Source organism: Dolichospermum sp. UHCC 0259, from assembly GCF_009711935.1.
In the GTDB taxonomy this organism is placed as follows: Bacteria; Cyanobacteriota; Cyanobacteriia; order Cyanobacteriales; family Nostocaceae; genus Dolichospermum.
Genome location: NZ_VIKX01000014.1, coordinates 1 through 22,957, shown reverse-complemented (window position 1 = coordinate 22,957; position 22,957 = coordinate 1). Strand labels below are relative to the sequence as shown.

General features: G+C 37.0%; 16 protein-coding genes. 7 read left to right on the top strand and 9 right to left on the bottom strand.

Going from position 1 to position 22,957, the window contains the following annotated elements; genetic code table 11:
• Positions 1 to 37 precede the first annotated feature (37 nt).
• From FJR05_RS01550 to FJR05_RS01525, 6 genes are all read right to left on the bottom strand, one after another.
• The gene (locus tag FJR05_RS01550; RefSeq protein ID WP_168642496.1) at positions 38 to 3,562 is read right to left on the bottom strand and encodes an AAA-like domain-containing protein; all 3,525 of its coding nucleotides are present in this window, start codon (positions 3,560 to 3,562) and stop codon (positions 38 to 40) included.
• Positions 3,563 to 3,576: 14 nt separating this feature from the next.
• Positions 3,577 to 5,211 (bottom strand): AAA-like domain-containing protein, encoded by a 1,635-nt coding sequence (locus tag FJR05_RS01545; protein ID WP_168642495.1) that lies wholly within the window; start codon positions 5,209 to 5,211, stop codon positions 3,577 to 3,579.
• A gap of 350 nt (positions 5,212 to 5,561) precedes the next feature.
• Positions 5,562 to 7,124, bottom strand: a complete 1,563-nt coding sequence (locus FJR05_RS01540) for an energy transducer TonB (RefSeq protein WP_168642494.1) — start codon at positions 7,122 to 7,124, stop codon at positions 5,562 to 5,564.
• Positions 7,125 to 7,317: 193 nt separating this feature from the next.
• On the bottom strand, positions 7,318 to 7,656 hold the full coding sequence (gene petJ, locus FJR05_RS01535) for a cytochrome c6 PetJ (RefSeq protein ID WP_168642493.1): 339 nt from the start codon (positions 7,654 to 7,656) through the stop codon (positions 7,318 to 7,320).
• 258 nt (positions 7,657 to 7,914) lie between these two features.
• Positions 7,915 to 8,400 carry a GNAT family N-acetyltransferase gene (locus FJR05_RS01530; protein ID WP_168642492.1) on the bottom strand — a complete coding sequence of 162 codons (486 nt, stop codon included), beginning with the start codon at positions 8,398 to 8,400 and terminating at the stop codon, positions 7,915 to 7,917.
• A gap of 137 nt (positions 8,401 to 8,537) precedes the next feature.
• Positions 8,538 to 9,707, bottom strand: a complete 1,170-nt coding sequence (locus FJR05_RS01525; RefSeq protein WP_168642491.1) for an RpoD/SigA family RNA polymerase sigma factor — start codon at positions 9,705 to 9,707, stop codon at positions 8,538 to 8,540.
• A 1,092-nt stretch (positions 9,708 to 10,799) separates the two neighbouring features.
• Here FJR05_RS01525 and priA point away from each other — a divergent pair.
• Positions 10,800 to 13,403, top strand: coding sequence for a primosomal protein N' (gene priA, locus FJR05_RS01520; protein WP_168642490.1), 2,604 nt, complete (start codon positions 10,800 to 10,802; stop codon positions 13,401 to 13,403).
• A gap of 103 nt (positions 13,404 to 13,506) precedes the next feature.
• On the opposite strand, the gene FJR05_RS01515 is transcribed toward priA, so the two are convergent.
• The 3 genes from FJR05_RS01515 to FJR05_RS01505 all read right to left on the bottom strand — a co-directional run bounded on the left by FJR05_RS01515 (position 13,507) and on the right by FJR05_RS01505 (position 16,283).
• Positions 13,507 to 14,388 carry a DUF4351 domain-containing protein gene (locus FJR05_RS01515; RefSeq protein WP_168642489.1) on the bottom strand — a complete coding sequence of 294 codons (882 nt, stop codon included), beginning with the start codon at positions 14,386 to 14,388 and terminating at the stop codon, positions 13,507 to 13,509.
• Between the two features lie 170 nt (positions 14,389 to 14,558).
• Positions 14,559 to 14,879: a hypothetical protein gene (locus tag FJR05_RS01510; RefSeq protein ID WP_168642488.1), complete on the bottom strand. Its 321-nt coding sequence runs from the start codon at positions 14,877 to 14,879 to the stop codon at positions 14,559 to 14,561.
• 264 nt (positions 14,880 to 15,143) lie between these two features.
• Positions 15,144 to 16,283, bottom strand: a complete 1,140-nt coding sequence (locus tag FJR05_RS01505) for a TRAP transporter substrate-binding protein (protein WP_168642487.1) — start codon at positions 16,281 to 16,283, stop codon at positions 15,144 to 15,146.
• Positions 16,284 to 16,555: 272 nt separating this feature from the next.
• Between FJR05_RS01505 and FJR05_RS01500 the strand changes: the two genes are divergently transcribed.
• From FJR05_RS01500 to FJR05_RS01475, 6 genes are all read left to right on the top strand, one after another.
• Complete coding sequence (locus tag FJR05_RS01500; RefSeq protein ID WP_168642486.1) at positions 16,556 to 17,362, top strand: Uma2 family endonuclease; 807 nt, start codon at positions 16,556 to 16,558, stop codon at positions 17,360 to 17,362.
• A gap of 192 nt (positions 17,363 to 17,554) precedes the next feature.
• The gene (locus FJR05_RS01495) at positions 17,555 to 18,178 is read left to right on the top strand and encodes a TRAP transporter small permease subunit (RefSeq protein WP_174783543.1); all 624 of its coding nucleotides are present in this window, start codon (positions 17,555 to 17,557) and stop codon (positions 18,176 to 18,178) included.
• 8 nt (positions 18,179 to 18,186) lie between these two features.
• Positions 18,187 to 19,530 carry a TRAP transporter large permease subunit gene (locus tag FJR05_RS01490; RefSeq protein WP_168642485.1) on the top strand — a complete coding sequence of 448 codons (1,344 nt, stop codon included), beginning with the start codon at positions 18,187 to 18,189 and terminating at the stop codon, positions 19,528 to 19,530.
• Positions 19,531 to 19,623: 93 nt separating this feature from the next.
• On the top strand, positions 19,624 to 19,809 hold the full coding sequence (locus FJR05_RS01485; protein WP_035081659.1) for a hypothetical protein: 186 nt from the start codon (positions 19,624 to 19,626) through the stop codon (positions 19,807 to 19,809).
• A gap of 290 nt (positions 19,810 to 20,099) precedes the next feature.
• Positions 20,100 to 21,887 (top strand): aspartate--tRNA ligase, encoded by a 1,788-nt coding sequence (gene aspS, locus FJR05_RS01480; RefSeq protein WP_168642484.1) that lies wholly within the window; start codon positions 20,100 to 20,102, stop codon positions 21,885 to 21,887.
• 284 nt (positions 21,888 to 22,171) lie between these two features.
• Positions 22,172 to 22,906: an AAA family ATPase gene (locus tag FJR05_RS01475; protein ID WP_254446636.1), complete on the top strand. Its 735-nt coding sequence runs from the start codon at positions 22,172 to 22,174 to the stop codon at positions 22,904 to 22,906.
• Positions 22,907 to 22,957 lie beyond the last annotated feature (51 nt).

The window sequence follows — 22,957 nt, the reverse complement described above, 5'->3', positions numbered from 1 at the left end:
GGTTAATATTTAACTCTTCTTTAATTTCTGCTCTTTACTAAGGATCGCACAAATGGCGAGCAGAATGCGTCTCTTGGGGGGAATTATTTTTTTCTAAATTTTCTAATTCCTGATTATTCTGTAAGTAATCTTTTACCCAGTTACAAGCATAATCTAATTCATTCGTGGCAAAGATTTGGGGTAAATTCCAGATAATAGCAGTGCGATCGCCACTTACGGATACTAAACTTTTCCCATCAGCACTAAAGGTTAAAGAAGACACAACCCCACGATGGCCAAATAGAGTAATGATTGGCTTACCATCAAAATCCCAAATATTGATTGTGTTATCTTCACTAGCAGCAGCTATCATTTTTCCATCTGGACTAAATTTGATTTTGTTCAATCCAACTTTGGAAGTTACTAATGTTTTTAATAAGTTGCCATTGATTTGCCATAATTTAATAGTTCGATCATCACTTAAGGATGCAATTAATTTACCATCATGACTAAAGGTGACATCAAAAACTTGGCCGTTATGTCCTTTTAAAGTGTTGAGGAGTTTACCCTCTCTATTCCATAGACGAACTGTTTTATCATAACTGGCAGTTGCTATTACTTGACCATTAGGACTAAATTCTACACTAACAATAGGTTCTTTATGTGCTTGAATAGTTTTTTGCCAGCGAAAACTAAAGGGTTTTTTATAATCTCGTTGCCAAAGTCGGAGGGTTTGATCAAAACTAACAGAAGCGAGAAGTTGACCATCAGGACTCAAAGCAATATTATCAATTCCCGCAGTATGTCCTGACAGGGTATCTATGAGAGTGCCGTCTATGTTCCAAATTTTGATGGTTTTATCATAACTACCAGTTGCTAAATATTGGCCATCAGGACTAAAAACAAGTGAGGTAATGCCATTTTGATGTCCTTTTAAAGTTTTGAGTAATTTGCCATGACGCTGCCAAATATTGATGACATAATCCCAACCTGTAGTAGCAATAATTTTACCATTAGGACTGATAGCAGCTTGTGTTAAGTTGAGTTGATGACCTCTTAAAACTGTGAGTAAGGGATTTTGTAATTGCCAAAATTTGACACTATTATCTAAACTGCCTGTAGCCAGAATTTTACCATCAGGACTCCAAGCGATCGCCCAAATTGCCTGTTGATGTCCTTCTAAAGTTAGTAAATCCTTACCGTCTATGGTCCATATTTTCACTACTTTATCCCAACTGGCAGCCGCAATAGTTTGACTATCAGCACTAAAAGCGATCGCCAGTACCGAATATTGTCCCTCAAAATTACTGATTTTTTGACCATCAAGACTCCAAATTTCTATTTTTTTATTATTACCACCTGTAGCCAACAGCTTACCATCAGGAGAAATTGCTAAACCACGTACAGCATCGTTACCACGATTAAATTTAACTAATTTTTTCCCGTCTCGACTCCACAGTATTGCTGTGCCATCAAAACTACCTGTTACTAATTTTTTACTATCGGGAGTAAAAAGAACTTTATAAATAGTTAATGGATGAGCCTTAATGATAGTGAGTTTTTCGGTTGCTAAATTCCACAATCCTAAATTACCATCATTCATGCCAATGGCTAAAAGTTGACCATCAGGACTAAACGCTATACTTTTAACTTCTGCATTAACAGAGATAGTTTGCAAATTTTGCCCATTTAATGACCAAAACTTGATAGTTTTATTAAGACTGCCGGAAGCAATAATTTTGCCATCAGGACTAAAAGCCACTGTGGAAACTGTGGCATGATGACCTTTAAATGTACGGATTAATTTGCCATTTTTATTCCACAATGAAACTTCATCTCGATTAGTAATTACCATCTTCTGTCCATCAGGACTCCAGGCTAAATCCCAAACCAAACTAACATTCTCACCTGATAAGCGATTACGTTCTTGCGCTCCATAACTAGCTTGACGCAGAACATTATTAGTTAGTTGATCCAGTTCAGGATAATTAATATTTAATTTTTGTAATTCTCTTTTTGCTTTAATAGCATCCATCATTGCTTCTAATTCTTGATGAGACTTAAAACGACCATTGGAAGAGGATACTAAGGCTTTAATTTCACTAATTTTTGCTAATTTTTCATTCTGGAGCGATTGGCGATATAACCAGAAAGCTATTCCTCCTAAACTGACAGAAGTTAAAAAAGCTGTACTAATTACGGCCAATAAAAATTTTTGTAATCGAGCATTTTTTTGTTGTTCAAGTAGTTGAATTTCCATATTTTTGGACTTTTCCGCTACTAAAACAAGCTGTTGTTCTCGTCGTTCTAATTCTGCACTTCTAGCTAAAAATTGATTATCTAAATTTGTTAGGCTTTTATCCCAAGCCCAAGCTTGAGCATCTGCTAGTGCTTGTCCTCTTAATAAACGAGATTCATCAGTTTGTTGAGAAGTTAACCACGCATCAAATGTTTGCGAGTAAGGACGTAAATTAGCTAATTGTCTTTCTACCCAATCCAAGTTAAATACTTGGGCATAAATGCGATTTTTAAACGTTAATAATCCTGCTTGTTTAATAACTAAACCTGATAGCAATAATTCTATTTGTTCTCTACTATCATCAGATTTAACTTCTATACCTTGCAAAATTTGCTGGTAAATTCCCAATAATCTGCTGACAAGCTGTTGATTATAAAGTAGTCGATCTCGGATAGTTCTTAAATGTTCTGGTTCGTCTTGAGATTCCCAATTTTTAATAATATATTCATTAACAATATTATTTAACCAAAACTCTTCATAACCTTTAGTAAAGTCTAGATGATAATCATTTATGTTAAAATTAGTGATGAGATTACATAACTTTTGAGTTAAAAAAGGCTGCCCTCCTGTCCAATCTAAAATTTGTTTCATGACTGGGTGCGGATTAGCTATCACTAACTCTAATCCTCTAATTAAAGAATTCACATCTTCTAATTTAAATCCTTTTAACTCAATAGCTTGACCAATATTAAAAGGTGTTCTTTTTACATCTTGAATTAAATCTGATGGAGTAGCTACTCCAAAAATGGCAAATGTCAATCTTTGATATTCGGGATCTATTGCTCTTTGATTATAGCAGTATCTAATTAATGCAAAAAAATCATCTACCGGAAAATTTAAACTGAGGATACTATCAATTTCATCTATAAAAATAATTAGCTTTTCTTCAGGAAATTGAGTTAATAATTCGGCAATAAACCGGCTGAGATTTTGGACTAAGGAAATATCATCTTCTGTTTGCCACCATGATTTTAAATTGAATTTTCCTAAAAGTTTAAATCCTCGGCATAAATCGGCGGTTATTCCCTTATACCATTGACCTGGGGTAATATTCTCACTGCCGATATTTGTCATATCAACAGTTGTACATTTAAATCCTTCTTGTTCTAAATGATGTTTAGTTCTCACTAATAGGGATGATTTACCCATTTGACGACAGTTAAGAACATAACAAAATTCACCCTTTTTTAAAGCGTTATATATTTCTATATCTGCTTGTCTTTTTACATAACTAGGGGCATTATTTATGAGACTCCCACCGACTTGATATGTATGAGTATTCATATTAGTAATATTTATTATTCATTATAGCCAAATTTAAATTTAGAACTCAAAATACTGCGATCGCGCCCTAATTTCTTAGCTTGATACAGTGCTTGATCAGTAGCTTCAAAAAATTCTCTTAAAGAAAAATCTCCTGAAGGAATGATACAGGCAATTCCTAAGCTTATAGTTAAGCTAGTTGTGTTTGTTACTTGAATTTTTGTGGTTAACTCAGAAATTTTAATTCTCAATAATTTTACTGTTTCTCTAATTTCTTCAGCAATTAATATAGCTTTTCCTGCATGAATTTGTGGCAAAATTAAAGCAAATTCTTCACCCCCATAACGGGCAACTAAATGATCTGGACTTTTAATTACTGAACTAATTGCTTGAGCAACTTGATGTAAACAGTCATCACCGCTTTGATGTCCATAAGTATCATTATGAAGTTTGAATTCATCCAAATCTGCTAATATTAGAGATAGAGGTTCTTGGATGTGTGTCATTCTTTCCCATTCTATTTCCAAAGTTTCATCAAAACATTTACGATTAGCAACTTGAGTTAGTTGATCAATATTAACTAACAATTGCAATTTTTCATTTTCTTTTTTTAATTTATCCCACGGAATAGCATTACTTTCTATTAGTAAACTTTTTTGAAAAAATAAACGATACAGTTCGCAAAAAGGTTGATAATTATAGCCACTTAATTTAATTAACCCTAAACTATCTAATTTATAAACCAAATTTGCCGACAAGTTTATGTTGCCATTGGTAGAATTTACAACTTGATTATATGCTTGAGATAATTCTGCATCTTGTAGCAATATATTTAGTAAATTTCTTAAATATGCGCTATAAATACATTGACCATGTGTAGAATTATTTAGTAGTTCTGTTAAGGAAATTTTTTGCTGGTGGATATAATATAAAGCCTGATGAATTAAATAGGGCTGTCCTCCTACCCAATACATTAAGTTTTCCACAGCTTGACTATCACACCAATCTAGTTCGTAACGTCTAGCTAATTCTGTGACTTGCTCGACTGTAAATTCTGGTAATTTCAATGACAAACCAACGTTAAACGGAGATTGATTGATATTTAAAGGGATATAAACTTCGGTGGAGTGGAATAATACTAACCGGAGTTTTTGCCAAATTGGAGTTTGTTTACCTTGTTCATGCCAACTTCGTAGTAAAAGTAAAAAATCCTGGGCTATTTGTTGATGTTGAAAAACATAATCTACTTCATTTAAAATTAAAACTAATGGACTTTTAATTTGCTCTAATAAATAACTCTCGAAATAAATTAAAGCGCTGACTTTACTACCAATTTCCTCATCCCAATAATCATCCAAATGTGATGCAATTGACAACTGCCGAGCTACATTTACACAAAACCAGCGTAAAAAATTATTCAGACTCAAAAAAGTTTGGGTATCTACTAGTTTAAAGTCTATAGTAACTACGGAATATTCATGTATTTGAGCTTGGTGAATTAGCTGTAACATTAAAGAACTTTTGCCCATTTGTCGAGGTGCTTTAATCCGAATCAAACTCCCTGGTTTGACTAATTCTGTATAAGCATCACTTTCAATGGAAGGGCGTTCAATATAAAATATGGAATTGAATGGTAGTGGATCACCTGGTAAAGTAATATTTTCCTGCATTTGGATCACTTTCAATTGTGCAACGAATATTTTGAGCAAAATCAAAGTTTAATCAATACCTTGTCCATTTTTGGTAGGTTGGGTTAAGCGACAGCGCAACCCAACGCATTTGTTGGGTTATGGCTGATGCCTCCGGCTCCCGCAGGGATACGCCACACTATGGCTAACGCCACGCTACGCGAACGTACCGATTGCTCCGCGTTCACGCAGTGTCCCGCAGGGATACGTTTACGTTTCACACCCCAACATACAAATTAAGAATTTTTGCGATTTGGACAAGGTATTGTTAATTATACTTGTTTAGTATCTCATTAAAATGGTTCATTCACTTACACCGCAGTGTACTAGTGCTATTCACTAGTAGACTCAGTTAGTGATGTAGTTGCAGGTTCTAGTGGTGCGGGAGATTCTGCTGGTGGTGAGTCAGAAGACTTTTGACGACGACGGAGGACTTCTGCTAAACGTCTCTGACCTTTTTGTACTCTTTCGGTTCTACCTTCGTTAGATTGATTGCTTGTATTAGATTTTACTGGTTGAACCGAACGGCGACGGGCTGGAGATTCTTCTGTTTGCTTGGGTTGTTCAAGTTCAACAGACTGACGAGGTGGTGAAACTGGTTTACTTTTGGAGGGTGCGGATTCTTGTCTTAGTCTAGTTGTATTTTCGGAGGGAAGATCGGTAATAATAGGATTTGTTTTTCTTCGATTGCGTTGAAGTGATTCTACAGAAGTGGAAGTAGAAGCTTCTTGTTCAAGTATTTTCTTAATAGCTTCTCGCTGTTTTTCTATTTTGCGTTCTTGAATTTGGCGATGACGCTGTGATCCTTTAATAGCAAAGTTAACTGAGGCTCTTACTCCTTCTCTTCCTGCTTCTGTGGGCGTTAATTTCCACTCTTGAGCAGCTTTTTGAGCCGCTTCATCCAGTTCACTATCACCACTGGAACGGATTAACCGCACTCTCGTAACATTACCTTTATTATCCGTGTCAATAGCAACTTCTGGATTTCCTTCTGCACCTCGCCGTCTGGCTCTCTCTGGATACTTAATTTGACACTGTAGACAATCCGCACGATTCAATTTAGAACTGTTTTCGATGGGAGGTTTGGGTGCGGTAGCTACTGGTTTATTTTCTGGCTTTGCTGTGTTTTCTATACCATTACCAGAATTATTTCCCACACCATTACCGGAATCTTTACCTAAAATATTTCTCCAGCGACGATTACCTAAATTATTTAAAATCTTTCTATTGGGCGAAACTGGTGTGGAAGTAGTGGAGTTGCTGGGAATATTATTAGAACTAATATTGGGTTGATTTTCTGACTTTAATAATGGAATTTCTGTAGGTTTGGTTTCCGCTTGGGGTTGAGTAGACGCTAGGTTGTTTGAATTTTCATCTAATTTTTGGATTGGTTTGGTTTCTGTCGGAATTGTTGCTATTGTCGGTTCAGGATTTGTGTTTTCTATGGGGTTATTTTTTACAGGATTTTTTACAGGATTTGATATGCTTGCAGTTTTAGGAACCGTGAGTATTGGGGATTGTTTACTAATAATGTTATTAGTAATTTTTGGTTGAGGCTGTTTGCTTACAGTTGCAACAGAAGACTTGATTTTACTAATGGTTGTTTTTGTTGGTATGGAAATTTCGCCGCCTTCATTTCCACCACCAGAATTTATTTTTGTGAGGGATTTTATCTCTACTGGTGGTTGGATTATTTTTTGAGGGAGAGTTTCCAAAATTGTCAATTCAATTGGTTTATTTGTAACTTCAGGTACTTTGAAGAAAAACTTATTAATAGCTAAAGCTAGTAGTCCAATATGTAATGCTAGTGAGCCAATGAAACTAAATATCAGGAAAGTCTTTAAGGCTTCAGCCTCTTTTTCCCGCTGTTCTATAGTGATGCTTGATAAACTCATATTTTATGATTAGTTATTAATAATATGACAGTTATTACGCTTGATGCAATAAAATCTAGGGCGGGGAAACCCCGCCCCTACAGGCTTTGCGATTTGCTGACTGGATCTCACAAAGAGTGCATACTGCTATAACTATTAGGAACAATAAGCGAAAAGCCCCGCACATTGTTAAGCCATCAAGTTAGATGTAACTTTACTTTTTCCAGCCATTATCAGCTTGTTGTAGGACATAAGCAGCTACATTTTCTATTTGTTCTGCTTTTAACTTTTTACCAAAAGCTGGCATTGCGCCTTTACCTTTTGTCACTTGAGCAATAATTGCTTCAGATGAGTACATACCGTACTTTTCTAAAGCCTCTTTCTTTAAGGTTTTAGCGGGACTAACTAAATTTTTACCCCCAAGGTGACACTGAGCGCAATTAGCCTTAAATATTGCGGCTCCACTAGCAGCGTCTGCGGCTAAAGCGGGACTACTGAAGGCAAAGGTGAAGATAGCTATGCCTAGTAATAATACTGAGATAATCTTTTTCATGTGGTGTTCTCTCTCCAACAATGGCTGAATCCGTGCAAATATCCTCTATAATTTTCATTTGATTTTGTTGGATTAGTCAAACGACAGGCTGTCAAACTTGGTTCTCAATTATTGGAAATTGGCGATTAATTGATTGATAGCTTGAGGGTTTAGGCTTAAGGTAAATTTATGTGAATTTAAATTTACGATTAGCAAAAAGAAATTAATAATGAAGGATAAAAGGTAAAATTTTCGGATTCCTCCTTGATCTTTTAAACTTCATTTTTGATTTGCTAATCGGGGAATATCTTTTTCAGTTACACGACAAATCCGCCAATCGTCTAAAATATCTGCGCCCATGTTTCGGTAAAATGCTTGGGCTGACACATTCCAATCTAAAACGCTCCACTCTAAGCGTCCACAATCCCTTTCTAAAGCTATTTGGGCTACTTTTGCCAAAAGTGCTTTACCAATGCCTTGGCGGCGATATTCTGGCAAGACAAAGATATCTTCGAGGTAAAGTCCTGGCTTGGTGAGAAATGTTGAATAATTATGAAAAAATAGGGCAAAACCTACTGCTTGACCGTCAAGTTCAGCTAGGATTGCATCTACATATTTTGGTGAACCAAATAAATGATCTTTGAGGGCTTCAGCATTACCAGTCACAGCATCAGATAGTTTTTCATATTTTGCAAGTCCTTGAATTAATGCAAATAAGGTATGAGCATCACTAGGTTGAGCAAAACGGATGATTAAATTAGTCATTAGTCATTAGTCATTGGTCATTGGTCATTAGTTCACAGTTTATACTTAAGAGGTCTAATTTTTTAACAACTGACAATTGACAATTGACAACTGACTAATGACAACTGACTAATGACAACTGACTAATGACTAACAACTTATACTAACCAGCCTTTTAACCGTTTGGCTATGTGGGGACGACGTAACTTTCGCATGGCTTTACTTTGGATTTGGCGAACTCGTTCACGGGAAAGGTTAAACATATTACCTACCTCTTCTAGGGTGCAGGGTTCGCTGCTGGTGAGTCCATAGCGGAGGGAAATGACATCTTTCTCTCGTGGGGTGAGTACGTCTCCTAGAACTTCCCAAATTTCCTGACGCATCATGTTTTCGTTCATTTTTGCTTCGGGAGATTGGTTATCTTCATCTTCTAGCAAGTCCATTAATTCTGTGTCTTCTTCTTTACCGACACGGTGGTTAAGGGAAAGTGCTTGTCGTCGCAGTTGTTGAAGTTGACGCAGTTGGTGAACCGTAATTTCCAAAGATTCAGCCATTTCGGCTTCTGTTGGGTTACGAGAGAGTTTTTGTTTGAGTTCCCGTTGGGCTTTTTTTAGTTTATTAAGTTTCTCAACAATATGGATTGGTAAGCGAATAGTTCGGGCATCATTAGCGATCGCTCTGGTAATTGCTTGTCTAATCCACCAATAAGCATAAGTAGAAAACTTATATCCTTTATCGGGATCAAATTTTTCAGAAGCGCGGTTTAAACCCATTGCTCCTTCCTGAATCAAATCGAGAAAAGGGACACCACGATTTAAATATCGTTTAGCAATGGACACAACTAACCGGAGATTGGAGCGAATCATTTTTCGCTTGGCGACTCTACCTTGATACAATCGGCTGTCCAGTTGTTTTTCTGTCATTTCCAATTTTGAAGCCACCTGGACTTTACTAGGGTGCGCTCCTAGTTCCAATTCCAATGCTGCTTGCAATTCTTTGACTTCTTCCAAAAATCTGACTCGTCTGGCTAATTCCACTTCTTCATCAGGTTTGAGGAGTGGATAACGTGCCATTTCCTTAAAAAATGCGCCGACAGCATCATCATTTTCGGTTTTATTATATCCCGAAGGACGGGCTGCGGCCATGTCATCGCCGTTGCGTTCTTCTGATTCCAAGTTTTCGACAATTGCAGTATCTTCATATACTACTTGATCTAAACTCTCAATTGTTGGTTCTTCATGATCAGTAATATTCTCTAGTATTTCCATTGTTCCCAATTCAGCAATATTCATAGTTTCCTTCAGGGATGGTTGCTTTGTTTGGTACATAATTTAATGATAACAGTCTGTTTCAGACTGGGTAGTTTTCCCTTCAGGACAAATACACCCTTCTTCTCTAGCAAAAGACGCTCTTTTTGATCATTCCTCATCTGGAAGGTAAATCAGTATTTGTCCATTATTTTTAGTTCTGGCTAGATACAACCTATAATCATTACTGGTTTTAGCACCTACAAAAACCTATCTTTTTCAGAAGATATATCGGCATATTCTTCATTTTTTTCTTAATTAGCAAATATGTCAAACCCCCTGATACTTACTTTAACAAATATCCAAAATGTAGATAAACACTCCTATATATCCATCCTAAATGATCTGAGAAAAAATCTATTGCTTGTTGCCTGTTGTCTGTTTAGCACCTCCATAAATAAGCCAGGAAAGCTATATATTAAATTTTTGTGTATTTTTTGCAAAGTTTCTATGTTTGTCCGGCTTGAATGATGAGAGGAATGGGATAAATTGCCATTTTGTTACTAGAGTTATTTCTACGAAAATTTACTAAATAATCCAAAATACAAAAATAGAAACTTCCAATCCGGATAATATTTATCGTTTAAAAGCATCGCATATTAAAAAAATATTTAATATCTATCAATGGGTGGAAAAGTTCTCTTCCTTATTTCTTAGTTCAAAATAAGTTTTAATTAATAACACAATCACGTAAGAAGTTAGAAATAATAATTCAACACTTAATTCGCGGATAGGATAGGTATTTCAGGGTTATAATACTTATTTGGATAATAATTGGTCTAGCAGGTTTATTTCATATTTATTCTGGATTTTGAATTCTTACTCATTACCTATTACTCATAATTACTCATTCTCTGAATGTATTTCTCAAGATAGATTTGGTAGATGTAAGACACAAGTATGTAAGTCAATTTCTAACTATTTATTACTCAGATGCTAGGAGATAATTTGTCTGGTAGATTACATAAATTCCACACTATCAAGTATTATGAGTAATTGAAGTATTGTAAAATACTATTTACATCAGGTAAAATCTAAGGATATAGTTAAGTTAGCTTGGATAGAATTAAACCTTGTCTGTAAATAAAATATGTGTTTATAAGCTGAGAAGTTATGTATAGTATTAGTGTAAATTCATCGGTTACAGCCGTATCTGAACCAGGAGGATTATATCAATCTCAAGCAAAGTTGTTTCAATGGGTTGAAGTGCTTGTAGATCGGCCAAGATATTTAGATCAATGGACACAGAAGAAACAAGAACAGCAGTTATTGACTGACAAGACATCAGCAGAAGACTTATTGACAGATGAAATATCAGAACAGAGTCTACAGACTGAGGAAATACTAGAACCAGACCTATTACTATCAACCTATAAAATACCCGAACATTTAGAAATCAAGCCAGGGGATATTTTAACTGTTCCCCTTCGTCAAATGCAGGTGGGTGGTGTTGCTATTCGTTTATTAACTCAACCACCAGCAGATTTACCACTGGAGAAAATTCGAGAAGTAGAAGATGTAGTCGTTCAAGCATTTTTTCCTTCTACTTATTTTACATTACTTAATCGTGTTGCTAGTTATTACTATACGCCTTTAATTCAGGTAATTCGTGTTGCTTTACCACCAGGATTATTAGGAAAATCACAACGTCGTCTGCGTCTTAAACCGGAAAATATTCCTCATGGTGCAGGTGTGTTTTTACGTTCAAAAGCTGCACAGGAAATACTGAAAATACTTCAATCTCAACCAAATGGAGACTATAGTTTTAAATACCTTAAACGTCAAGTTCAGGGTTTTGATTGGGGAAAAAAACAATTACTGGATAGAAACTGGGTTGAAATCTATTTAGAATTACCTAGACAATCTAAACCTCAAACAAAACAAGCAGTAACGCTGGTTGATGACGGATTATACATGGATCTCACTAAGCGTCAACGTGAAATCTTGAAACTTTTAGGAGATCATGGTAGTGAGTTGTGGTTAACTGAATGTGTAGAGGTTTGTAAAACAACAGCATCTACTTTAAAAGGTTTAGAGCAAAAAGGTTGTCTTATCATTGAAGACAGGGAAATATTGCGTCGAGAAAAAGGACCAACAGTAGCGGAAGATGAGGCGAAATCTTTAACACCAGCCCAAAATAACGCCTTAGAAACGATTAATTCCTTAACTGGATTTGCTCAAGTATTGTTACATGGGGTGACAGGTTCAGGCAAAACAGAAGTATATTTACAAGCCATATCACCATTACTAGCACAAGGAAAATCCGCTCTTGTTTTAGTTCCTGAAATCGGACTCACACCCCAACTTACAGACAGATTCCGCGCTAGATTTGGGAATAAAGTTTATGTTTATCACAGCGCCCTTTCCGTAGGTGAACGTTACGACACTTGGCGACAAATGCTCACAGGAGAACCGCAAATTATTATCGGGACTCGCAGTGCCATTTTTGCTCCTTTACCTAATCTAGGCTTAATTATCCTGGACGAAGAACACGATAGTAGCTTTAAACAAGATTCGCCTATTCCTACGTACCACGCCCGCACTGTCGCTCAATGGCGAGCCGAATTAGAACATTGTCCGCTAATTTTAGGTTCTGCGACTCCTTCTTTAGAAAGTTGGGTAAGTGGAAATCATCAATATTTATCATTACCAGAACGGATTAACTCGCGGCCATTACCACCTGTGGAAATTGTGGATATGCGTCGAGAGTTAAAAGAGGGAAATCGGTCTATTTTTAGTAGAAAGTTGCAAAATGCACTGCAACAATTAGAAGAAAAACAACAACAGGGAATTTTATTTATTCACCGACGGGGACATAGTACCTTTGTGTCTTGTCGTAGTTGTGGTTATGTGTTGGAATGTCCCCATTGTGATGTTTCCCTAGCATATCATCATGTGGAAGCAGGAGCGCCAGAATTATTGCGTTGTCATTATTGTAATTATGGGCGTTTACATCCTCCTCATTGTCCCGAATGTAGTTCCCCTTATCTAAAGTTTTTTGGAAGTGGTACTCAACGGGTAGCACAGGAATTAAATAAGCAATTTCCCAATTTGAAACTAATTCGCTTTGATAGCGATACAACTACAAAGAAAGGTTCACACCGTGAACTCCTAACTAGATTTGCTAATGGTGAAGCGCATTTATTAGTGGGTACACAAATGTTAACAAAAGGGTTAGATTTACCCCAAGTTACCCTTGTGGGTGTAGTTGCGGCGGATGGATTATTGCATTTATCTGATTATCGCGCCAATGAACGCACATTTCAAACTCTGACTCAAGTTGCAGGAAGGGCGGGAAGAGGGGATGATCCAGGTAGGGTAATTGTCCAAACTTATACTCCAGAACATCCGATTATTGAAGCTGTGCAAAAACACGATTACCAATCTTTTTGTGATGCAGAGTTAGCAGAAAGACAAGCTCTGAATTATCCTCCTTATGGGAGATTAATTTTATTACGGTTAAGTAGTTTAGAGCCGATTCAAGTCCAAAATACAGCCCAAATTATTGCTACATTTTTAAGCAGTAAAGAAGGGTTTGAGATATTGGGACCTGCACCTGCTAGTATTTTACGAGTAGCTAACCGTTATCGCTGGCAAATATTACTCAAGTTTGCTGCTGATGCTTTACCTAGTTTACCAGATTGGGCAGAAGTGCGATCGCTCATCCACTCTTCTGTTAGTCTAACAATTGATGTAGATCCCATTAATATCATGTAATCGGGGAAAATATTATCCAAATATTATGGCAGATTTGGGTTATCTAGCGATCGCTCTTTAAATTAGTGGATACTACTGGAGCGATCGCTGCTATTATGGCTATTTATTGGTAATTTTTCAGCCAAGTTTCTAAATCTGTAACTGAAGTAAAATCTAATAAAGCCTCTCCTAATTCCTCAAGTTTCTCCACAGATAATTGCTGAACTTTTTGAACTAATAATGAATCAATTTCCCCAATTCGGCGATTTAAGAGACGGATAATTAGACGTTGTTCTCCTTCTTGTTTAGCTAGTTCTCTGTCTTGTTGGTAAAGTGGTGCTAATCGCATAATCAACTCCTGATCTTCTGTTTGTGAACTTTGATTGATTTTTAAGTTTTTCTGGAGGTTGTAGAGTAGTTCTAAGGTGATTTTGACGTAAGGTTGATTTAATGGTAACGCAGCTAATTCATCAATTGCTCGTTTTTGGACTGTACCTCTACCTAAAAGTCTTAACCATAGTGTTTCTTGAGTTTGGGGTAATTGATGAATAACGACAATTGCGGCGTGTAATGATTTTGCTAAATAGTATATTCCGGGTAAGGAATCTGGTTGGGTTATCCCGCTAAATCCTGATATGATGTTTCTTGAGGCTGTGGGGGTGAGAATCCACAATTTAGGAATCTCAATTTTTGCGCTGGTGGTTTGTTCCCGTTTGGCTGCTCTTCTTAATGCACCTCTGACTTCTAATGATTTTAACAGACAATCACAGATTTCTTCTGTTGATGCTGGATTGCGAAATGGTTCAAATATGGCTGGTGTTGTGGCTAATTTACCCAATAATCCTAATAGTTCTACGTTGGTTGTTTGATTGGGAAATGGTGTAAATAATACATCTATTTCTCGGATTTCTCCAGCTACTTGACTGGCTGCTTGAACTTCTCCAAATGGTTTGAGTAGTTCTTCTAAATAATCTTTGGCGAATTGATCGTGTATAAAGCGGGTCATTTTCGTGTTTACTTTAGAGATATCTGAGATGCTGCACAACTAAAACTCCTCATGCTTTTACCTAATTTCGCTATTGTGGCATAATTTAGATATCATTTTTTCTCTCGCAGAGGCGCAGAGGCACAGAGAGATATCAAGAGTGTGATACAAATACATGGAAATTGCTGTAATTATGAAACTTTCAACTTTGCTAGAATTTCCAAACGTTTGAGATAATTTTGCATATTTTCAGAGTTTTCTGTTGGTACACAACCATCATTGTAGAGATAAATTTTATCTGTGTCAGGATCACCTTTCCAAGAAAGCTTTGCTGCTGTTGTTGGATCTAAACCTTTCAAATTAACACACACAGGATAGTCTTCATAATTGATAAATTCTGTTATTGTCAAACCAACGGGTTTATACCTTCTATTTAGAATCGTATAGCGTCCGTCAGGTTGTTTTTGAAGGCAATAAGGAAGAAATACTGCTCTGAAATCTCCAAGTGACATAGGCTTCTAACTCCATTTATATTAACTACTTTATTGCCGATGCAAGGTTATCTGTCTTCTTCTTCCTTATCTTCCTTCGTGTTTTTCGTGCCTTCGTGGTTCATTCAATCGGGATTCTTCTTGTGGCTAGGTATTAACAGTTTGGTTCTTTAGTACCTATTTTGCTAAACTGTTAGTTAAAAACCCCAACTTTACTTTTAAATCAAGTCTAATAATGGCATAATCTAGTTATTAAGTCCGGCTAATTGCTGATCAAAGAAACTCTCAATTCCCCGCTTTCAACTTCCCATAGGCATAACGGGTTAAACTACCTTCATTGAGATTATTCCACGCATACATCCGATCTCTAAAAGGTTTCCATTGTTCATAAACGGCTTTAAAATCGGCATCTTTAGCCGCAAATTCATCATATAAAGCAAAAGAGGCTTTTTCCGCTGCTTCCAAAATTTCTTGACTATAAGCACGCACTTGAGTACCTGTTTTTAATAGTCTTTCCAATGCTTCACCATTACGAGCATCATAACGAGCTAACATTGTTGTATTCGACTGATATGCAGCAGTTTCTAAAGCTGCTTGGTATTGAGGTGGTAGCTTTCTCCATTCGTCTAAATTAACTTGTACTTCTAGAGTTGGACCTGGTTCCCACCAACCTGGATAATAATAAAATTTAGCGACCTTATTTAAACCCAATTTTTCATCATCATAGGGTCCCACCCACTCAGCCGCGTCAATAGCACCTGTTTGTAGCGCTTGGAAAATTTCCCCACCAGGAAGAGTCTGTACCGTTACTCCCAATTTAGCCATAACTTGCCCGCCTAAACCGGGAATCCGCATTTTTAAGCCCTTGAGATCATTAAGTGTTTTGACTTCGTTGCGAAACCATCCCCCCATTTGTGTACCCGTATTTCCCGCAGGAAATTGAATCACATTGAATTTACGTGCGTAAATTTCCTGAAGTTTGGCTAAACCTCCGCCTTCATATAACCAAGCGTTTTGTTGTTGGGCATTGAGTCCAAATGGTACTGATGTACCAAATCCTAATGCGGGACTTTTACCGATATAGTAATAAGCAGCAGTATGTCCGGCTTGTACCGCACCTTGGGAAACCACATTGAGAACTTCTAAACCGGGGGCTATTTCTCCAGCCGCACGGGGTTCGATGATAAATTTGCCGTTAGTAAGAACTTTGACACGCTCTGCTAAAACCTGCGCTCCGCCAAAAATAGTTTCTAAAGACAATGGCCAACTTGTAGCCATTTGCCATTTAACGGTCGGTAAGTTACTGGTATCGGTTTGACCTGTAGCGGCTTGATTTTGTGCCTTTTGACAACCACCAACAATTGCTACTCCGGTGGCAGCGATCGCACTTTGAGATAATCTGTTAACAATAGCTCGACGTTTCATAAAAATGAATATTATTGACTAACTGTAAGATTTCCCCACAATATCATAATCATGTAAAATTTTAGCCACTACAGAGGAGGTTGGTGTTAAAATTTTTCATTAAGATCAAGCACGGGGAAAAAAGGTTTTAGACTTGTTGACTTTTCCTGATACAGTTTGATTTTATGGTGTTGATACACTGAAAACTTATTATTTCTTATAATTTTACCAATTGCTGATCATTTCCGATTAGTATAAAAATATTAAGTAATTTCTAACTAAATTTAACGGCTATGTTAGAAACTGTTTTGGCTGAACCTAGCATTAAACTGCCACCCACCCAGGCAGAACTTCCTTGTGATGATGGTATCCCGATGGAGACACAAAGACATAAATTACAAATGGATATTTTAATTGATACCATTCAGCCTTGGTTAGAGCAAAGGACTGATGGATATGTAGGTGGCAATATGTTTGTCTACTACAGTTTAGCACAATTAAAAAATCAAGATTTTCGCGGTCCAGATTTTTTTGCTGTTTTAGGTGTGCCGAAAACAGAACGACTTTCTTGGGTAGTTTGGGAAGAAGGAAAACCACCAGATGTAGTAATTGAATTACTTTCAGAAACCACAGCTAGTAATGATAAAAATCAGAAAAAATTGATTTATCAAAATCAAATGCGGGTTTCTGAATATTTTTGGTATGACCCTTTTAACCCAGATGATTTTGCCGGTTTTGATCTAAATAGTGGTGCATATCAACAGATTGCTCTAAATGAGAAAAATCAATTGGTAAGCAAAGTTTTAGATTTGGCTTTGGTGCGTTGGCAAGGTAATTACAGAGGTGTTGATGCCACTTGGTTACGCTGGGCAACTTTGGATGGTGAATTATTTCCTACTTCTCAGGAAATGGTAGGAATTGAACGACAAAGAGCAGATGAAGTAGAACAAATTGCAGAACAGGAAAAACAACGTGCAGAACAAGCTGAATTGCAATTAAGACAAGTTGCCATTAATTTGTTACAGAATGGAATGTCTGTAGAACGAGTGGCACAATTGACAAATTTGGATATTTTGGAGGTGGAAAAATTGATTAATTAATAGTAATAATTCAGCCGTCAGTATGGATCTACAACTGTTCCTTACTAATAGCAAAAGTCATTTTTAGATGACTAAACACTGGGAAAATTTCTGAGTCTGTTTTAACAGACGTGAGCTATTAGACAGGGAATTTATTCCTTGGCTGACTGGCTGACTGTATTCTCAAGTCTTGCCTTTAATTTATTATGTTCTATGCGTAACTCAAAAAGATTTGCTTTCATCAGTAAGCTATTAAAATTTTCCCAATTTGTTGACAACTGTGCTGATAAGTTGGGATGGTTGTCGAATTGGCTAGTTTTGCTAACAATTGGAGTCGGTTTTTTTAATGTTGTCGCCCGTTATATGGGTCGCTTCATTGGCGTACAATTGTCTTCTAATGCTTTATTAGAACTACAATGGTATTTATTTTCTCTCACATTCTTATTCGGATTTGTTTATATTTTACGTCATGGAGAAAATGTCCGTGTTGATTTTCTCTATACTAATATGAGTGAAAAAAAACGCGCCTTAGTTGATTTTGTGGGAACAGTTTTATTTTTAATACCCTTTTGTTTAATTGGTATTTGGGTGACAATAAATCCGGTTTTACAATCTTGGGGCAGATTAAGTGATGGTAGTTGGGGAACTTGGGAAATATCTTCTGACGCTAATGGTTTACCACGCGCCCCCATCAAAACTATGGTTCCTATAGCCTTATTATTCCTGCTTTTACAAAGTATTTCTCAAGCAATTAAATATTTAGCAGTATTATTAGGTTATCAACAAGTAGCAGAACAAATTCGTTTAGAAACTTCAGAAAATATCAATGTTGAATAGGGGAAATTATGGGTTTTGAATGGTTAGCGATTTTAATGTTTGTCGGCTTTTTCTTTATTCTCATGAGTGGCTTTCCTGTCGCTTTTTCCTTTGCCGGCACAGCCATTGTTTTTGGACTTATTGGTACAGTAGTTGGAGCTTTTAATCCGGCGCGTCTGCTACTATTACCTAATAGTTGGTTTGGCACAATGTCGAACTTTACCTTACTTGCAATTCCCTTCTTTGTCTTTCTGGGTGCAGTTCTAGAAAAGTCAGGATTAGCAGAAGAGTTATTAGAAACTATCGGGATTATATTAAGTCGTGTCAGGGGAGGATTAGCTTTAGCAGTTGTTTTAGTAGGAACAGTTTTAGCCGCCACAACTGGAGTCGTAGCCGCTACAGTAATTGTCATGGGAATGTTATCATTACCGTTGATGTTACGCTATGGCTATGATAAAAAATTAGCTTCAGGAGTAATTATTGCTTCCGGGACTTTAGCTCAATTAATTCCTCCGAGTTTAGTTTTAGTGATTCTCAGTGATCAAATTGGTGTTTCTGTGGGAGATTTATTTTTAGGGGCATTAATTCCCGGATTAATGTTATCTACTTCCTATATTCTCTATATTTTAGGACTAGCTTTCTTTCAACCGGAAAAAGTGCCACTGATCCCTGATGATGTGGTAATTCCTCAAGGTAATCAATTAATTAAACAAATTTTTAAAGCTGTTGTTCCCCCGATTATTTTAATTTTTGCGGTGTTAGGAAGTATATTCTTTGGTGTCGCTACTCCCACAGAAGCCGGGGCTGTAGGTGCTGTTGGGGCTTCTATTCTCGCCGCTTTTAATAAACGTCTCACACCACAATTAATTCGTGATGCTGCCCATTCTACCGCAGTGATTACGGCTTTAGTGGTGATGATTTTATTCTGTTCTTCGATGTTTAGTTTGGTGTTTGATGCTTTAGGTGGCAAAACTCTGATTACTAATTTATTAATAGGTTTACCCGGAGGATATTGGGGATTTTTAATTGTTAGTAATATCGTGATTTTTGTTTTAGGATCTTTCTTAGAATTTATTGAAATTTGTTTTATTGCTATGCCTTTATTAGTACCAGCAGCCCAAGCTTTAAATATTGATATGGTGTGGTTTGGGGTGGTCATGGCAGTGAATTTACAAACGGCGTTTATTTCTCCACCTGTGGGATTTTCTTTGTTTTATTTACAAAGTGTTGCGCCTAAAGAAGTTAGCACATTAGATATTCATAAAAGTGCGATTCCTTTTATGGTTTTACAGTTTATTGTCTTGTTAATTGTGATTATTTTCCCGCAAACAGTGCGCTGGTTAATTGATATTTCCGCAACGACTGGGGTTTAAGGCATTTTTGGGCGGTTGAAAACTGCGTCTACACAGTAATAGCGTTACACTATTGAATATATATCAAAATCGTTAACTAAGGAGATAAATAAAATGTCAGAAGAAGAGTTTCAACAAAAAATATTAAATTCACTGGAAGAATTAAAAACTGATGTGGCAAAATCAAATGAGAAATTTGAGGTATATAGGCAAGCTACGCAGTCACTGGTTAATTTGGCTTTTGGTTTGATTGCCAGTGCCACGATAATTACGGTGGTGTCGTCAGTTTTTAAGAGGTAATTTCTGAAAACAATCTGAACACCAATTACGCGATAGATAGAAGTTGATCAAATCGGCGGTTGGAAACCGCGTCTACACAGACAAAGTCCACCTGCGTGGACTATAGTAAAAAATTCAAGATTTGAAACCCATGAAGATGGGTTTTGCTTGTGTAGCTGCGGTTTCTAACTGCCAAGGCGAAAATAACTGATTTTTCTTCAACTAAAACTACTACAATGACTGTTGATGCTAGATAATGGGAAAGCCTTGACATTTACCTAACCTAGCCCGGAACTAAAGAACTAACAACTATGCGAACTCACTATTGCGGCGAACTCCGAAAAGAACATATTGGTGAAACTGTTACCTTTTACGGATGGGTAGACCGTCGCCGCGATCACGGTGGTGTGATATTCTTAGATTTGCGCGATCGCTCTGGTATTGTCCAAATCGTCAGCGACCCCCAGCGCACCCCAGACTCCTACGAACAAGCTAACACACTCCGCAATGAATACGTTGTGGCAATCACCGGTAGAGTTACCCAACGTCCCCCAGAATCTCTAAATCCCCGGCTACCCACAGGCGAAGTCGAAATCTATGCTGATAAAATAGAACTCCTCAACGCCGTCCGTAAACAGTTACCTTTCCAAGTTTCCACCGCAGACACGGAAACAGTCAGGGAAGATTTGCGGTTAAAATATCGTTATTTGGACTTACGACGGGAACGCATGGCGCAAAATATGCAATTGCGTCACCAAGTCATCAAAGCCATGCGGCGCTACCTGGAAGACTTAGAAGGGTTTATCGAAATTGAAACCCCCATTCTTACCCGTTCTACTCCCGAAGGGGCGCGAGATTACATTCTTCCCAGTCGTGTGAATGAAGGTGAATGGTTTGCTTTACCGCAATCACCGCAACTATTCAAACAATTATTGATGGTATCGGGAATGGATAGATACTATCAAGTAGCGCGATGTTTCCGGGATGAAGATTTACGCGCTGACAGACAACCAGAGTTTACCCAATTAGACATGGAAATGAGTTTCATGTCTGAAGATGAAATTATTGAACTCAATGAAAAGTTAGTTTGTCATATTTTTAAAACCGTTAAAGGAATTGATTTACCTCGTCCTTTTCCTCGGCTTCCCTACGCGGAAGCTATGAATCGTTACGGAAGTGATAAACCAGACACCCGCTATGGTTTAGAATTAGTTGATGTTTCCGACATTTTAAAAGATTCCGGTTTTAAAGTTTTTCGAGAAGCTGTTGCTAACGGTGGTATCGTCAAAATTCTACCCATTCCTAACGGTAACGATGCCATTTCTAATGTTCGCATTAAACCAGGTGGGGATATTTTCCGAGAAGCCGCAGAAGCAGGTGCGAAAGGATTAGCTTATATTCGCGTTCGAGAAAATGGCGAAATTGACACCATTGGCGCAATTAAAGATAATTTGACACCGGAAAAAAAGCAAGAAATATTAACAAGAACAGGTGCAAAAGCTGGACATTTGTTATTATTTGCGGCAGCTGATAGGTCCACTGTTAATAAAACTTTGGACAGAATTCGCCAATTTGTGGCTAAGGAATTTAAGTTAATTGAAAAAGATAAGATTAACTTCCTGTGGGTGACAGAATTTCCCATGTTTGAATGGAATGCAGATGAAAAACGTTTAGAAGCATTACATCACCCTTTTACAGCCCCTCATCCTGATGATATCAGCGATTTGAAAACCGCCCGCGCTCAAGCTTATGATCTAGTATTAAATGGCTTTGAAGTTGGTGGGGGAAGTTTGCGAATTTATCAGCGAGAAGTTCAAGAACAGGTGTTTTCAGCTATTGGTTTATCAACGGAAGAAGCACAAAGTAAATTCGGCTTTTTGTTAGAAGCTTTTGAATATGGCACTCCTCCCCATGGTGGTATTGCTTACGGTGTAGATCGTTTGGTAATGTTGTTATCTGGAGAGGAATCAATTCGTGATGTGATTGCTTTTCCTAAGACTCAACAAGCTCGTTGTTTGTTAACAGATGCTCCTGCAAATGTAGACGCAAAACAATTGAAGGAACTTCATGTTGCTTCGACTTTTAAACCGAAAACCTAAATTACAGGATTGATAAGTAGTGAGACAGAATTAATTACACAATGTCATTGCGTTGGCGCAGCGTGGCGTTAGCCATATGGAACGAAGTGAAATGAAGCAATTCCAAGGGTTGTGATTGCTTCGCTTCGCTCGCAATGACTGTAAATATTTTTGTCCAATTACTTACCGCTATAAAATAATTAGATTCTTCTTGAAAAAGGATCTATCATCTTTTCTTTAGTAGCCAAGCAGGTGTATTATTAATAGTAACAATCTAAAATGATAGTCATTACTAGAAAAAACTTATGTTTACGCAAGTTACACTTAAAAACTTTAAAACCCATAAGCTAACTACTATAGACCTTCATCCAGTCACCTTACTCATTGGTAATAATAATTCGGGCAAGTCTAATCTTTTAGCAGGTATACAACATTTCTGTAGACTTGTCAGAATAGGTCGTCCTGGAAATACTGAAAAATGGGTTAATGTTCACAGAGACTTATATCCTCATCGCTATAGACTAGCTGATGGTGAACCAATGGGATTTAAAATAGCTTGGAATAACTCTAGTGGAAGTATTATTTATGAAATAGAGTTATCTGACAATAAAGATTTTCCAAAATCAGCTATTTGCAAAGAGAAGATAAGTATAAAACTAGATAATGCAGGTGAAAACATAATTACCAGTGGATATAATAAGCAAACTAATTTAATGACATTGAGACAAGATATTGAAGATAATACATCTCTACAAGCAGCAGAAAAAAAATTATGTAGAGACTTTTTTGGGGATTTTGCAAACACATATAGTTATCACTTCCAACCTGATTTTCTTAAAGGTTTAGTTAAAGATGATCAAATTCGTAATCTTGATGATTTTCACGATGAAATAGGAAAGAGTGATTTTATTAAAATTCCTTCTGAATTAGGTAATACAGGTCGCGGTTTACAAGCAGTTATTAAATATATCAAAGAAAAAGAAGAACGGACATTTACAAGATTTACGGCTTTAATGAGACGATTTGAAAATAACTTGTAACTGTTCACACTCCCCCACTAAAAAGGAATTAGGAAGTAACAGGGATAGGAG

Coding starts and splice junctions, on each gene's coding strand:
- FJR05_RS01515 (WP_168642489.1), bottom strand. CDS start 14,388: ATGACCCGCTTTATACACGATCAATTCGCCAAAGATTATTTAGAAGAA.
- petJ (WP_168642493.1), bottom strand. CDS start 7,656: ATGAAAAAGATTATCTCAGTATTATTACTAGGCATAGCTATCTTCACC.
- FJR05_RS01540 (WP_168642494.1), bottom strand. CDS start 7,124: ATGAGTTTATCAAGCATCACTATAGAACAGCGGGAAAAAGAGGCTGAA.
- FJR05_RS01545 (WP_168642495.1), bottom strand. CDS start 5,211: ATGCAGGAAAATATTACTTTACCAGGTGATCCACTACCATTCAATTCC.
- aspS (WP_168642484.1), top strand. CDS start 20,100: ATGCGAACTCACTATTGCGGCGAACTCCGAAAAGAACATATTGGTGAA.
- FJR05_RS01525 (WP_168642491.1), bottom strand. CDS start 9,707: ATGTACCAAACAAAGCAACCATCCCTGAAGGAAACTATGAATATTGCT.
- priA (WP_168642490.1), top strand. CDS start 10,800: ATGTATAGTATTAGTGTAAATTCATCGGTTACAGCCGTATCTGAACCA.
- FJR05_RS01505 (WP_168642487.1), bottom strand. CDS start 16,283: ATGAAACGTCGAGCTATTGTTAACAGATTATCTCAAAGTGCGATCGCT.
- FJR05_RS01510 (WP_168642488.1), bottom strand. CDS start 14,879: ATGTCACTTGGAGATTTCAGAGCAGTATTTCTTCCTTATTGCCTTCAA.
- FJR05_RS01495 (WP_174783543.1), top strand. CDS start 17,555: ATGCGTAACTCAAAAAGATTTGCTTTCATCAGTAAGCTATTAAAATTT.
- FJR05_RS01530 (WP_168642492.1), bottom strand. CDS start 8,400: ATGACTAATTTAATCATCCGTTTTGCTCAACCTAGTGATGCTCATACC.
- FJR05_RS01475 (WP_254446636.1), top strand. CDS start 22,172: ATGTTTACGCAAGTTACACTTAAAAACTTTAAAACCCATAAGCTAACT.
- FJR05_RS01550 (WP_168642496.1), bottom strand. CDS start 3,562: ATGAATACTCATACATATCAAGTCGGTGGGAGTCTCATAAATAATGCC.
- FJR05_RS01500 (WP_168642486.1), top strand. CDS start 16,556: ATGTTAGAAACTGTTTTGGCTGAACCTAGCATTAAACTGCCACCCACC.
- FJR05_RS01485 (WP_035081659.1), top strand. CDS start 19,624: ATGTCAGAAGAAGAGTTTCAACAAAAAATATTAAATTCACTGGAAGAA.
- FJR05_RS01490 (WP_168642485.1), top strand. CDS start 18,187: ATGGGTTTTGAATGGTTAGCGATTTTAATGTTTGTCGGCTTTTTCTTT.